General features: G+C 70.2%; 9 protein-coding genes. 8 read left to right on the top strand and 1 reads right to left on the bottom strand.

From position 1 onward, the window contains the following. Nucleotides 1-16: 16 nt before the first annotated feature. Genes AB0B61_RS30330 through AB0B61_RS30305 form a run of 6 tightly spaced genes read left to right on the top strand, consistent with a single transcriptional unit; the run spans nucleotide 17 to nucleotide 4,580 of the window. The gene (locus tag AB0B61_RS30330) at nucleotides 17-499 is read left to right on the top strand and encodes a MauE/DoxX family redox-associated membrane protein (RefSeq protein ID WP_358438823.1); all 483 of its coding nucleotides are present in this window, start codon (nucleotides 17-19) and stop codon (nucleotides 497-499) included. Continuing rightward, on the top strand, nucleotides 499-1,251 hold the full coding sequence (locus AB0B61_RS30325) for a thioredoxin domain-containing protein (RefSeq protein WP_358438821.1): 753 nt from the start codon (nucleotides 499-501) through the stop codon (nucleotides 1,249-1,251). Before AB0B61_RS30330 ends, AB0B61_RS30325 begins: the two co-directional genes overlap by 1 nt. A 26-nt stretch (nucleotides 1,252-1,277) precedes the next feature. Then, a complete protein-coding gene (gene lgt, locus AB0B61_RS30320) occupies nucleotides 1,278-2,471 on the top strand; it encodes a prolipoprotein diacylglyceryl transferase (RefSeq protein ID WP_358438820.1) in 1,194 nt (397 codons plus the stop codon). Further along, nucleotides 2,468-3,172 (top strand): VIT1/CCC1 transporter family protein, encoded by a 705-nt coding sequence (locus tag AB0B61_RS30315; protein ID WP_358438818.1) that lies wholly within the window; start codon nucleotides 2,468-2,470, stop codon nucleotides 3,170-3,172. Before lgt ends, AB0B61_RS30315 begins: the two co-directional genes overlap by 4 nt. Next, the gene (locus AB0B61_RS30310) at nucleotides 3,169-3,987 is read left to right on the top strand and encodes a hypothetical protein (protein WP_358438816.1); all 819 of its coding nucleotides are present in this window, start codon (nucleotides 3,169-3,171) and stop codon (nucleotides 3,985-3,987) included. The genes AB0B61_RS30315 and AB0B61_RS30310 overlap by 4 nt, the downstream gene beginning before the upstream one ends. Next, on the top strand, nucleotides 3,984-4,580 hold the full coding sequence (locus AB0B61_RS30305; RefSeq protein WP_358438814.1) for a hypothetical protein: 597 nt from the start codon (nucleotides 3,984-3,986) through the stop codon (nucleotides 4,578-4,580). The genes AB0B61_RS30310 and AB0B61_RS30305 overlap by 4 nt, the downstream gene beginning before the upstream one ends. 164 nt (nucleotides 4,581-4,744) lie before the next feature. Here the strand turns inward: AB0B61_RS30305 and AB0B61_RS30300 are convergent, their stop codons facing one another. Continuing rightward, the gene (locus AB0B61_RS30300; protein WP_358438812.1) at nucleotides 4,745-6,280 is read right to left on the bottom strand and encodes a bis-aminopropyl spermidine synthase family protein; all 1,536 of its coding nucleotides are present in this window, start codon (nucleotides 6,278-6,280) and stop codon (nucleotides 4,745-4,747) included. Between the two features lie 211 nt (nucleotides 6,281-6,491). Here AB0B61_RS30300 and gltB point away from each other — a divergent pair, with 211 nt between their 5' ends. Beyond that, entirely contained in the window at nucleotides 6,492-11,000 is a 4,509-nt protein-coding gene (gltB, locus tag AB0B61_RS30295; protein ID WP_358438810.1) for a glutamate synthase large subunit, read from the top strand. A gap of 14 nt (nucleotides 11,001-11,014) precedes the next feature. Continuing rightward, nucleotides 11,015-12,493 (top strand): glutamate synthase subunit beta, encoded by a 1,479-nt coding sequence (locus AB0B61_RS30290; RefSeq protein ID WP_358438807.1) that lies wholly within the window; start codon nucleotides 11,015-11,017, stop codon nucleotides 12,491-12,493. Nucleotides 12,494-12,900 lie beyond the last annotated feature (407 nt).

The raw sequence follows: 12,900 nt of genomic DNA, 5'->3' as shown, positions 1-12,900 counted from the left end.
GACAGCGGTACCCTGGGTGACGACCGTCGCCCGGCTGGTCCTGGGCGGGGTGCTGATCGTGGCCGGGTGGCTGAAGATCGGCAACCCGTCCGACTCCGTCGTGGCGGTCAAGGCTTACCAGCTGCTGCCCGACTCGCTCGCCACGACCGTGGGCTACGGCCTGCCGATCCTGGAGATCGTGGTCGGGGTGCTGCTGGTCGTCGGCCTGTTGACCAGGGTGGCCGGGGTGGTCGGCGGGTTGCTCATGTTCGCCTTCGTCTTCGGCATCGCCTGGGCGTGGGCGCACGGCCTGCGGATCGACTGCGGCTGCTTCGGGGGCGGCGGGCAGCTCGGGGCGGGGGAGCAGCCGGCCTACCTGCTCGACATCCTGCGCGACTTCGGTCTCGTGGTGCTCGGCGCCTGGATCGTGCGCTTCCCGCCGGGACACTTCGCGCTCGACTCGGCGCTCGGGTTGGCGGGCGGCGAGCGCGTACATGACGAACAAGAGGGGATCGGCTGATGAGCAAGGGGGACCGTGCGAAGTCCGCGCGGGAGAAGATCAAGGCGCAGCAGGCCGCCGACCGCGTGCGGGACCGGCGCAGAAAAGCCGTCACCTACGCGACCGTGAGCGTGGTCGCGGTGGCGGCGGTCGGGTTCGGCGCCTGGTACGCCGCCAGCACGTCGCAGGCGGAGCAGATCGGGGGCAATCTTCCGCCGACCACGGTGAACCCCGACGGCTCGGTCACCATGGCCCAGAGCGGTGTCACCAAACCCGTCGTCGACATCTTCGAGGACTTCCAGTGCCCCGCCTGCAAGCAGATGGAGGAGGTGAGCGGCAGCACGTTCAGGAACCTCGCGGCCGAGGGCAAGGCCAAGGTCGTCTACCACCCCATCACGATCTTCAGTACCGATCCGACGAAATCCAACTCCCTGCGGGCCGGCGCCGCCGCCCGCTGCCTGACCGACGGCAAGCAGTGGCTCGCCTTCCACGACCTGCTCTACAAGAACCAGCCCAGTGAGACCGTCGAGGGCTTCAAGACCGACCAGATGGTCGCCTGGGCCAAGCAGGCAGGTGCCACGGGGGCGGGCATCGACACCTGCATCACCGGCCAGAAGAACGTGCAGGCCCAGCTCGACTACAGCGCCAAGGTCATGAAGGAGCAGAAGCTGGGCGGCACGCCGACCGTCAAGCTCAACGGCACGGCCCTGGACAACAAGGTCGTCTTCGCGCCAAAGGATCTTCGCGATGCGGTCACGAAGGCGGCCAAGTAGTCCCGCTTCCGCTACCCTCACCTGACATGCCCCTTGCCTCGATTCCCAGCCCTTCTCAAGGGGTCTGGTATCTCGGATTCGTGCCGATCCGGGCCTATGCCCTGTGCATCGTGCTCGGCGTCATCTTCGCCGTCTGGCTGAGCGAGCGCCGCTGGCGCGCCCGCGGCGGCCAGGCGGGCACGATCATCGACATCTCCGTGCCCGCGGTGATCTTCGGTCTCATCGGCGGACGCCTCTACCACGTCATCACCGACTGGCAGACCTACTTCGGCGACCGCGCGATCAAGAAGCCCTACCAGGCCCTGTTCATCTGGGAAGGCGGGCTGGGCATCTGGGGCGCGGTCGCGCTCGGCGGCGTCGGCGTCTGGCTGGCCTGCCGCCGGCGCGGCCTGTCGCTCAGCGCGGTGGCCGACACGGTCGCGCCCGGCATCATCTTCGCGCAGGCGATCGGCCGCTGGGGCAACTGGTTCAACCAGGAGCTGTACGGCGGGCCGACCACGCTGCCGTGGGGGCTGGAGATCGACCAGTTGCACGGGGGCGAGCCGGGGGTGCTCTACCACCCGACGTTCCTGTACGAGTCGATCTGGGATGTCCTGCTGGGCTTCGCCCTGCTCTGGGCGGGCAAGCGGTTCGCGCTGCACCATGGGCGGCTGTTCGCCCTCTATGTCGCCGGCTACACGCTGGGGCGGTTCTGGATCGAAGGGCTGCGGATCGACCCCGTCGGCGGGGTGGACCACGCGGTGACGCTCCTGGGGCTGCGGCTGAACCAGTGGACGTCGATCGTGGTGTTCATCGGGGCGCTGGTCTACTTCTGGCTGACCCGCAACAAGGACAGCGAGGAGTTCATCCTCCCGGCCGACGTGCGGGCGGCCGCCGCCAGCGGCCCGGATCCGGCCCACGGGGTCGACCAGGCCGACTCGGTGGGCGACGCCGATACCGCTTCAGAGGCCACTGCGGAAGCCGGGGAAGCGGACAAGGCGCCGGACGACACCCCGGATCCTGAGGTCGTTCGTGCGGATGCTCCGGCCGCAGCGGTGGTCGCTGAGGACGTTGCGCCGAAGGAGGAGCCCGCCAGCGAGAAGTCCGCCGCCGAGGAGCCCGCCGCCGAGGAGCCCGTACGCGAAGAGCTTGTACGCGAGGACGACGCCCGCGAGGACGACGCGACCCCGAAGCAGGAGGAGACCCCCGAGGCCGTTCAGCAGGAGAAGAACTCGAGATGAGCGGGGGCGCGGAGCAGCACCACCGGCATCGTGATGTCACCGGCGGCTGGTTGCGGCCGTCGGTGTTCGGCGCGATGGACGGCCTGGTGTCCAACTTCGCGCTCATCGCCGGTGTCGCGGGCGGCACCGGCGACACCAAGGTGATCGCCCTGGCGGGCGTCGCGGGCCTGGCGGCGGGCGCCTTCTCGATGGCCGGTGGCGAATACGTCTCGGTGGCCAGCCAGCGTGAGCTGGCCCTGGCCGAGATCGCCGTCGAGCGCCGCGAGCTCGAACGCCACCCCGAGGCCGAGCAGGAAGAGCTCGCCCAGGTCTTCGTCAACAGGGGCGTGACGCCGGAGCTGGCCGCCGAGGTGGCCAGGCAGATCTCCGAGAACCCCGCCCAGGCCCTGGAGGTCCACGCCCAGAGCGAGCTCGGCGTTGACCCGCACGACCTGCCCTCGCCCAAGGTGGCCGCGGGCTCGTCGTTCCTGTCCTTCGGTGTGGGGGCGCTCCTGCCGCTCGTGCCGTACCTGGTCGGCGTGACGAGCCTGTGGGTGTCGGCGGTCATCTCGTGCCTGGCGCTGTTCGGGGCGGGGGCGCTGGTCTCCACGGTGACCGCGCGGTCCTGGCTGTACTCCGGGCTGCGGCAGCTGATCGTCGGCGTGGTGGCGGCCGGGCTCACCTTCGGGCTGGGCAATCTGATCGGGGCGGGTGGGCTGTGACGGCCTCCAGAACGGCGACCCGCAAGCGCCGCCGCCCCCCGCGCTCCGACTGGCAGTTCCCCCTGCTCACCGACCTGGGGATGGACCCCAAGAAGCAGAAGCTCCTGGTGATCATCGTATCGGTGGTGGGCGTGCTGGCCGCGGCGTTCGCCCTGGTCGCCTTCGTGAACTCGCTGGGCCAGTACACCCCCGAACAACGCACCGGCGCCGCCATCGTGGCGGCCGACGCGGCGCTGCCGGAGGTCTACCACAGCTGGGCCTCGCCCAAGCTGTTCGACCCGATCGCCGACCGGGCCAAGGACCGCACGCCGCTCACCGAGAAGGAGGTGTTCGGGCAGAAGACGCTCACCGGTGAGAAGAAACTCACTCTCAAGCTGGCCGGCAGCAAGCTCGACACCGACTGCTCGGCCGCCGTCTGGGGCCCGGAGCTCCTCGACCTGGTCGCCGACGCGGAGTGCAGCCAGGCGGCCCGCGGTGTCTACACCTCCCCGGACGGCCGCTACGTGGGCCAGTACACTCTGCTCAACCTGGGCGACGGCAAGGCCGCCAGTGAGCTGGTCGAGTCGCTCAAGACGCTCTACCGGGGCGGCTGGGCGCGCCCGGTCGGCTCCGGCAAGACCGCCTTCCCGCCGGGAGCTCACACTGAGGGAGGGGGCTACGCCTTGGGGCACTATGTCGGGCTCGTCTGGATCGGCCGGGCCGACGGCGCCGCCCCCACGCCCAAGGACGACTTCGTCTCACTCTCGCTGACGCTCCGGGGGGCCGAGAAGGCCCTCTACCGCCGGGTCGTCTCGGTCACCGGGCCGGCGTCATGATGCGCGCCCGCGTCGTGATCCCGCTGGGCGTGGCCCTGGTGGCGGTGCTCGCCGTCGGCGGCTGGATGTTGTTCCTGCGGCCCCAGGCCCGGCCGTCCACCTTCCGTGGCGAGCCGACCTCGGCGCTCTACTCCCTCATCGACTCCCGGCAGCGTGACGCGGCTCCGCTGACCGTGGACGAGGTGTTCACCCCCGCCACGGAGACGCTCGGCGGGTTGCGCCGGGCCTCGGCCGAGCAGCTCGCCGACTGCGGCGACGCCCTCTGGGGCGCCTCGGCGGCGGGCTGCACGCAGGCGCTGCGGGCCACGTACACGGGCGAGTCGGGGGCGGGGCAGTTCGTCATCTTCAACCTCACCGACGGGCGGGCCGCCGACGCGCTGGTCAAGGCGCTGTCCAAGGACGGGTTCGTCCGGCAGGCGGTCCCCTTCGACGCGGTACGCAGTCGCGCGCAGGCCCGGGCGCTCGGCCACTACGTCACCGTCGCGTGGGTGGGGCCGGTGCGGCCAGGGGAAACGGGGGACCTGGTGTCGCAGCTGGTCGCCCTCGACGGGCTCGGGCACATCATCCAGAAGCGCGTGGTCGACGCGACCTGACACGGGCCCATAGGCCTGGCATCGGCGGGGCCGATGGCCGGTGGCCTGACGCGCTCGCGGGCCCAGCACACGTGAGCCCGGCGTTCACGGGCCCCAGCGTCGGCGGGGCAGGCCCCAGCGTCGGCGGGGCCGGCGTCCGCAGGCCCTGGCGTCCGAGGCCGTGGTCAGGTGGTCTTGGACAGGGCCATCACCGTGGCGGAGACCGTGGTGGGCAGGTCGGCGAGGCGGTGGAGGGGCGTCTCCAGCGGGGTGACGGCCTCGGCCCAGGGCGCCGCCTGCCGGATGAGGGAGCGGGCGTCGTTCTTGGTGAGGGTGGTGCCCTGTGCGCGGGCCACCGCGATGAGCCCCTCGCGCCAGGTGTTGGCCAGTTTGCCGTGCCCGTTGTCGAGGATGCGCCGCAGCACCCCGGCCTCGTCGCCGATCGGCTGCGGGAGTCGTACGGCGTCCAGGACACCGTCGCCGGACGTCAGCTCGTAGACGGACCCCAGGATGTCCGGGAGAGGGGTCGGCGTGGGCAGCAGGACCCGCACGTGGGCGGCGCGCGTGGCCAGCAGGAGGCGCGGGAGCGCGGCCTCCAGGCCGGCGGGCAGCGCGATCGCGACCCGTTCCACGGCGGCGGCGTAGGGCTTGGCCAGCCACGTGGACAGCTTCACCCGGGGCTGCGGTAGCTCCTTCGGCCAGTCGCCCACCAGCAGGTCGGCGTCGGACGCCGAGGAGCTGTCGGCCGCCGAGGAGCCGGTGGACTCGATCGACTGGGGGCCCTGGGTGTAGATGGCGGTGGTCAGGCGGTCGAGGCGGGCGGTGACGGCGGGACGGGTCTTGGTGGTGGGGCGCAGGACGTAGAGGTCGGCGGCGGAGCCGATGGCTTCCGCCCCGAAATATCTGTTGAAATCTGGGTAAATCGCGTCATATGCGAGGTTGAGGGCGGAGAGGGAGTTCTGCACCTTCAGGGCGAGCATCGGAGTACGCTCGCTCGCCCCGTACGCCAGCAGCACCCGCCCATCGTCCTTGAGCCCCTCGATCGCGCGCGCCACGAACAGCCCGACGCCCTCCGGTGTGTACGGCGGGTCGGTGACGGCCAGGTCGTGGTCGCGAGCCGACGGCGGCAGCGACAGCCGCAGATCGGCCCACCGGGTCCGTACGCCGAGATCCTGGGCGTCCAGGTAGGCCAGGATGCGCTCGTCCACGTCGACCACGGTGACCTCGGCCTCGGGGTGGACCAGTTTGACGGCCAGCGAGGTGAGGTCGTGGTCGCCCACGAACAGCAGCTTCGCGCCCCGCAGCCAGAAGCGGGCGCCGAGCAGCAGCGCCCTGCGCAGCACGGTGTCGGGGGTGGCGGCCACGTGGTCCAGCGCGTGGCGGGAGCGCGGCGCCTCGTCGATGAGGCGGCGCAGCCGCTCGAGCACCTGCGTGTAGTGGGGGAGCAGATAGGCGACCGGGTCCGCCGGGGGCGGGGCCACGGCCAGCAGGTCCTGGAAATCGGGAGAATGCGTGAGCGGCACCCGGAACCTGTCGCCAGATCGCTCCAGCGGGACCTCGCGCAGCAGCGCCTCGATCGTTCGCCGGGCGGTCGCCGCCTCCCTGACCAGGTCGGACAGGGTCCACCACTGCCCGTCGCAGAGGAGCGTCAGGGCGTGCCTGAGCCGTCTGCCGTCGACTCCGGCCTCGTCGAGCAGGCGTTCCACCCCGTCACGGTCCATGGTCCAACCCTATCGAGGGAATTCCGGGCCTCCAGTCCGGTGTTTGGGACATAGCAGCTCGTATGTCGGGATTGTCGCCAATGTTCGCGATGTGGACCAGGCGGGAACTATTCCGGCAGGGTGTTGTAACCTCTACGCACACGCAGCAGGGCCAACGTCGTCCCCGCCTGTAGAGCAGTTCTTGACAGACGATGACGACGGGAGGGATTCAATGCCTGCTGCCCACCTCGGGTTCCCCGAGCCCCAGGGCCTCTACCACCCCGCCAACGAGCATGACGCCTGCGGAGTCGCCATGGTGGCCGACGTCGCCGGGCGCCGCGGGCACGGGATCGTGGTGAAGGCGCTGACGGCGCTGTGCAATCTCGATCACCGGGGGGCCAAGGGTAGCGAGCCTGACACAGGCGACGGAGCCGGGATCCTCACCCAGATCCCGGACACTTTCTTCCGTACGAACGTGAGCTTCGCGCTGCCCGAGCCCGGCCACTACGCCGTCGGCATGGCCTTCCTGCCGTTCGACGGCGAGGCGCGCGACATCGCCTTCCGCATGATCGAGGAGATCGCCGCCGAGGAAGGCCTGAACGTCCTGGGCTGGCGTGAGGTGCCGGTCGACCGGGCGCTGCCCGGGCCGAGCGCCAGAGCCGTCATGCCGCACTTCACGCAGCTGTTCGTGGCGGGCCCCAACGGAGAGTCGGGGCTGGAGCTGGACCGGCTGGCGTTCTGCCTGCGCAAGCGGGCCGAGCACGAGGTGGACGTCTACTTCCCCTCGCTGAGCGCCCGTACGATCGTGTACAAGGGCATGCTCACCCCCGACCAGGTCGAGCCGTTCTTCCCCGACCTGTCGGACGAGCGTTACGAGAGCGCGATCGCGCTGGTGCACTCGCGCTTCTCCACCAACACCTTCCCGAGCTGGCCGCTGGCCCACCCCTACCGTTACATCGCCCACAACGGCGAGATCAACACGGTCAAGGGCAACCGCAACTGGATGCGGGCCCGCGAGGCGATGCTCGAATCCGCCCAGATCCCGGGCGACATGTCGCGACTTTTCCCGATCTGCGATCCAGACGGCAGCGACACCGCATCCTTCGACGAGGCCCTGGAGCTGCTGCACATCGGCGGCCGGAGCCTGCCCCACGCCGTCCTGATGATGATCCCCGAGGCGTGGGAGAACCACACCGAGATGGACCCCGCGCGGCGGGCCTTCTACGAGTTCCACTCCTCGATGATGGAGGCCTGGGACGGCCCCGCGTCGATCACCTTCACCGACGGCACGCTGGCCGGAGCCGTGCTCGACCGCAACGGACTGCGCCCGGGCCGCTTCTGGGTGACCGCCGACGGGCTGGTCGTGCTGGCCTCCGAGGCGGGCGTGCTCGACTTCAAGCCCGAAGACGTGGTGCGCAAGGGTCGTCTGCAGCCCGGCCGGATGTTCCTCATCGACACCGCTCGCGGCAAGATCATCGAGGACGACGAGATCAAGGCCGAGCTCGCGGCCGCGCTGCCGTACGAGGACTGGCTGCACGCCGGCCTGGTCCGCTTCGAGGAGTTGCCGGCCCGGCAGCGGGAGATCCCCACGCACGAGGCGCTCGTCAAGCGGCAGCAGACCTTCGGCTACACCGGGGAAGAGCTGCGGATCATCCTGTCGCCGATGGCCAGGAACGGCGCCGAGCCGATCGGCTCCATGGGCACCGACACGCCTGTCGCGGTGCTCAGCGAGAAGCCCAGGCTGCTGTTCGACTACTTCACCCAGCTGTTCGCGCAGGTCACGAACCCGCCGCTGGACGCCATCCGCGAGGAGCTGGTGACCTCGCTGGCCAGCGTGCTCGGGCCGGAGGGCAACCTGCTCGACCCCGGGCCCTCGTCGTGCCGCCAGCTGGTCCTGCCGTACCCGGTGATCGACAACGACGAGATCGCCAAGATCATCCACATCAACGACGAGCACGACCTGCCCGGCTTCCACCCGCACGTGATCTCCGGCCTCTACGAGGTGTCGGGCGGTGGCGCGGCGCTGCTGCACCGCCTGGAGGAGATCCGCGCCGAGGCTTCGGAGGCGATCGCCAACGGCGCGCGCATCATCGTGCTGTCGGACCGCGGCTCGTCCGACACGCTGGCGCCGATCCCGGCGCTCCTGCTGACCGGGGCGGTTCACCACCACCTGATCCAGGAGAAGACCCGCACCAAGATCGGCCTCGTCGTCGAGACCGGTGAGGCGCGGGAGTGCCACCACATGGCGCTGCTCATCGGCTACGGCGCGGGCGCGGTCAACCCGTACCTGGCCATCGAGACCGTCGAGGACCTGGTCGACACCGGTGTGCTCCAGATCGACAAGCACAAGGCCGTACGGAACCTGATCAAGGCCTACGGCAAGGGCGTCATCAAGGTGATGTCGAAGATGGGCGTCTCCACCGTCGCCTCCTACACCGGTGCGCAGATCTTCGAGGCGCTCGGCCTGAGCCAGGAGGTCGTCGACGCCTGCTTCACCGGCACCACCTCGCGGCTCGGCGGCGTCGGCTTCGACGTGCTGGCCGAAGAGGCCGCCCGCAGGCACGCGCACGCCTACCCGAGGGTGGCGAACGCGCACCGCGGGCTCCAGATCGGCGGCGAGTACCAGTGGCGGCGCGAGGGCGAGCCGCACCTGTTCAACCCCGAGACGGTCTTCAAGCTGCAGCATGCCACCCGCACGCGCCGCTACGAGATCTTCAAGGAGTACACCGGCATGGTGGACTCCCAGGCCGAGCGGCTCATGACGCTGCGCGGGCTGTTCAAGCTGAAGGAGGGCCGGACCCCGATCTCGATCGACGAGGTCGAGCCGGTCTCCGAGATCGTCAAGCGGTTCTCCACCGGCGCGATGTCGTACGGCTCGATCTCGATGGAGGCGCACGAGACGCTCGCCATCGCGATGAACCAGCTGGGCGGCAAGTCCAACACCGGCGAGGGCGGCGAGGACCCGGAGCGCCTGTACGACGCGACGCGGCGCAGCGCCATCAAGCAGGTGGCGTCGGGCCGGTTCGGCGTGACGAGCGAATACCTGGTCAACGCGGCGGACCTGCAGATCAAGATGGCCCAGGGCGCCAAGCCCGGTGAGGGCGGCCAGCTGCCCGGCCACAAGGTCTACCCGTGGATCGCCAAGACCCGGCACTCCACGCCGGGCGTCGGCCTCATCTCGCCGCCGCCGCACCACGACATCTACTCGATCGAGGACCTGGCCCAGCTCATCCACGACCTGAAGAACTCCAACCCCGAGTCGCGCGTGCACGTCAAGCTCGTGGCCGAGGTCGGGGTCGGAACGGTCGCGGCAGGCGTGTCCAAGGCGCACGCCGACGTGGTGCTCATCTCCGGGCACGACGGCGGCACTGGCGCCTCGCCGCTCACATCGCTGAAGCACGCGGGCGCGCCGTGGGAGCTCGGCCTGGCCGAGACGCAGCAGACGCTGCTGCTCAACGGGCTGCGCGACCGCATCGTGGTGCAGGTGGACGGCCAGCTCAAGACCGGCCGCGACGTGGTCATCGCCGCGCTGCTCGGCGCGGAGGAGTACGGCTTCGCCACCGCTCCGCTGGTGGTGTCCGGCTGCGTGATGATGCGGGTCTGCCACCTCGACACCTGCCCGGTGGGCGTCGCCACGCAGAACCCCGAGCTGCGCAGGCGCTTCACCGGCAAGCCCGAGTTCGTGGTGAACTTCTTCGAGTTCATCGCCGAGGAGATCCGCGAATACCTCGCCGAGCTGGGCTTCCGCTCGCTCGAAGAGGCGATCGGGCACGTCGAGCTGCTCGACATGACGGCCGCCGAGGACCACTGGAAGGCCAGCGGCCTCGACCTGTCGCCGATCCTGCACCAGCCGGAGCTGCCCGCAGGAACCCCGCTGCGCCGCACGGTCGAGCAGGACCACGGGCTGCAGCACGCGCTCGACAACACGCTGATCCAGCTGGCCGAAGGCGCCCTGAACAACGGCACCCCGGTCACGCTGGAGCTGCCGATCCGCAACGTGAACAGGACAGTCGGCACCATGCTCGGCTACCAGGTCACCAAGCGTTACGGTGGCGCCGGCCTGCCGGAGAACACGATCGACATCGGCTTCACCGGCTCGGCGGGCAACTCCTTCGGGGCGTTCCTGCCCCGCGGCATCACGCTGCGGCTGACCGGTGACGCCAACGACTACCTGGGCAAGGGCCTGTCGGGCGGGCGCATCACGCTGCGGCCGCACGAGGAGGCACCGCTCGACGGCCACATCATCTCCGGCAACGTCGCCTTCTACGGCGCCACGTCCGGGGAGGCGTTCATCCGCGGCGTCGTCGGCGAGCGCTTCTGCGTCCGTAACTCCGGCGCCACCGCGGTCGTCGAAGGCGTCGGCGACCACGGCTGCGAGTACATGACCGGCGGCAAGGCGGTCGTCCTCGGCCCGACCGGGCGCAACTTCGCGGCCGGCATGTCCGGCGGCGTCGCCTACCTGCTCGACCTCAACATCGGGCGGGTCAACCGCGAGATGGTCGCCATCGAGGAGCTCACCGAGGAGGACGGCGAGTTCCTGCGCGAGACGGTCGAGAAGCACTTCGCGGAGACGGGTTCCCCGGTCGCCAAGGAGCTGCTGGCCGACTGGCACGCGGCGCTCGCCCGGTTCGGCAAGATCATGCCGACCGACTACAAGCGGGTCATGGAGGCGGCCGAGGCGGCTCGCATCGAAGGCAGGGACATCGACGAGGCGGTCATGGCCGCCGCGGTTCAGGGTTAAGGGAGGCGTAACCGATGGCTGACCCCAAGGGTTTTCTCACGCACGACCGGGAGCTGCCCGAGCGCCGCCCCATCGACGTCCGCATCGGCGACTGGCGGGAGGTCTACCAGGACTTCTCCCAGGACAAGCTGACCAAGCAGGCGGCCCGCTGCATGGACTGCGGCATCCCGTTCTGCCACAACGGCTGCCCGCTCGGCAACCTCATCCCCGAGTGGAACGACCTGGTCCACCGCGCCGACTGGCAGGAGGCGATCGAGCGGCTGCACGCCACGAACAACTTCCCGGAGTTCACCGGCAGGCTCTGCCCGGCTCCGTGCGAGGCGGCGTGCGTGCTCGGCATCAACTCCGACCCGGTGGCGATCAAGCGGGTCGAGGTCGAGATCATCGACCGCGCGTTCGCCGAGGGCTGGGTGACCCCGCAGCCCCCGCCGGTGAAGACGGGCAAGAAGGTCGCGGTCGTCGGCTCGGGTCCCGCCGGGCTGGCCGCGGCCCAGCAGCTCACCCGGGCGGGCCACGACGTGGTGGTGTTCGAGCGCGCGGACCGTATCGGCGGCCTGCTGCGTTACGGCATCCCCGAGTTCAAGATGGAAAAGCGCCACATCGAGCGGCGTCTGGACCAGATGCGGGCCGAGGGCACCGAGTTCCGCACCGGCGTGAACGTCGGCGTCGACGTCACGGCGGCCGAGCTGCGCGCGGAGTTCGACGCGGTGGTGCTGGCGGGCGGTGCCACCCTGTGGCGCGACCTGCCGGTGACCGGGCGCGAGCTCGGCGGCGTCCACCAGGCGATGGAATACCTGCCCCTGTCCAACAAGGTGCAGGAGGGCGACCTCAGCGAGCCTCCCATCTCGGCCAAGGACAAGCACGTCGTGGTCATCGGCGGCGGCGACACTGGGGCCGACTGCATCGGCACGGCGATCAGGCAGGGGGCCAAGTCGGTCACCCAGCTGGAGATCATGCCGCAGCCACCCGCCGCCCGGCCCGGCAGCCAGCCGTGGCCGACGTTCCCCATCCTGTTCAAGATGGAGAGCGCGCACGAGGAGCTGGCTGAGGGCGGGGGCGCGCGGGTGTACGCGGTTTCGACGACGGAGTTCGTCGGCGACGACGCCGGAAACATCCGCGCGTTGCGGCTGGTCGAGGTCGAGGGGCCGCAGAACGGGTTCAAGGCGATCCCCGGCACCGAGCGGGAGATCCCGGCCGAGCTGGTCACGCTGTCGATGGGCTTCCTCGGCCCGGAGAAGGGTGCCCTGCTGCAGGACCTGGCCGACGTCGGTGGGGACGGGTTCTACGACGCGCGTGGGAACGTCTCCCGCGACAAGTCGTACATGTCCAAGGTCGACGGGGTGTTCGTGGCGGGCGACATGGGTCGCGGGCAGTCGCTCATCGTGTGGGCGATCGCCGAGGGCCGCGCGGCCGCCTCGGGTGTGGACCGGTTCCTGTCCGGCGACACCTCCCTGCCGTACCCGATCCTTCCCACAGCGCGTCCGCTGGTTTGATGCCCGTGAGGTGTCCGCTGGTCCGACGGCCGCGATGTCGTTGCCGGCTTGATGCCCGTGACGTGTTCGCTGGTCTGACGCCCGCGGCGCGTCTGTTCGTCTGACGCGCTGGCCGTCTGCTCGTCTGACGGCCTCGCTGTTTCGAGATGCCCGCCCGGTCCCCCGGGCGGGCGTCTCGTTTTTCTTTACGGCCGGCAGTGGCCGGCCCCACCCTCTGCGCGGGGCTGGGCTCCATCCAGGGGAACGCTCCTCCGGTTCCCGGGCCGGCCGCCGTGACGTGCGTACTCTTGACCAGAGCTGCCCTTTTGCCTGACCAGGACCGGCAATCTGATCCCGCTTTGCCCTCTAAAGTCCGAAATTTTGCGACAAAGTTGCATCGAGGGACTGGGGTCGGGAAGATGCAGTTT

This window comes from Nonomuraea sp. NPDC049158 (assembly GCF_040648335.1).
In the GTDB taxonomy this organism is placed as follows: domain Bacteria; phylum Actinomycetota; class Actinomycetes; order Streptosporangiales; family Streptosporangiaceae; genus Nonomuraea.
This window is presented reverse-complemented; position numbering and strand designations above follow the sequence as displayed.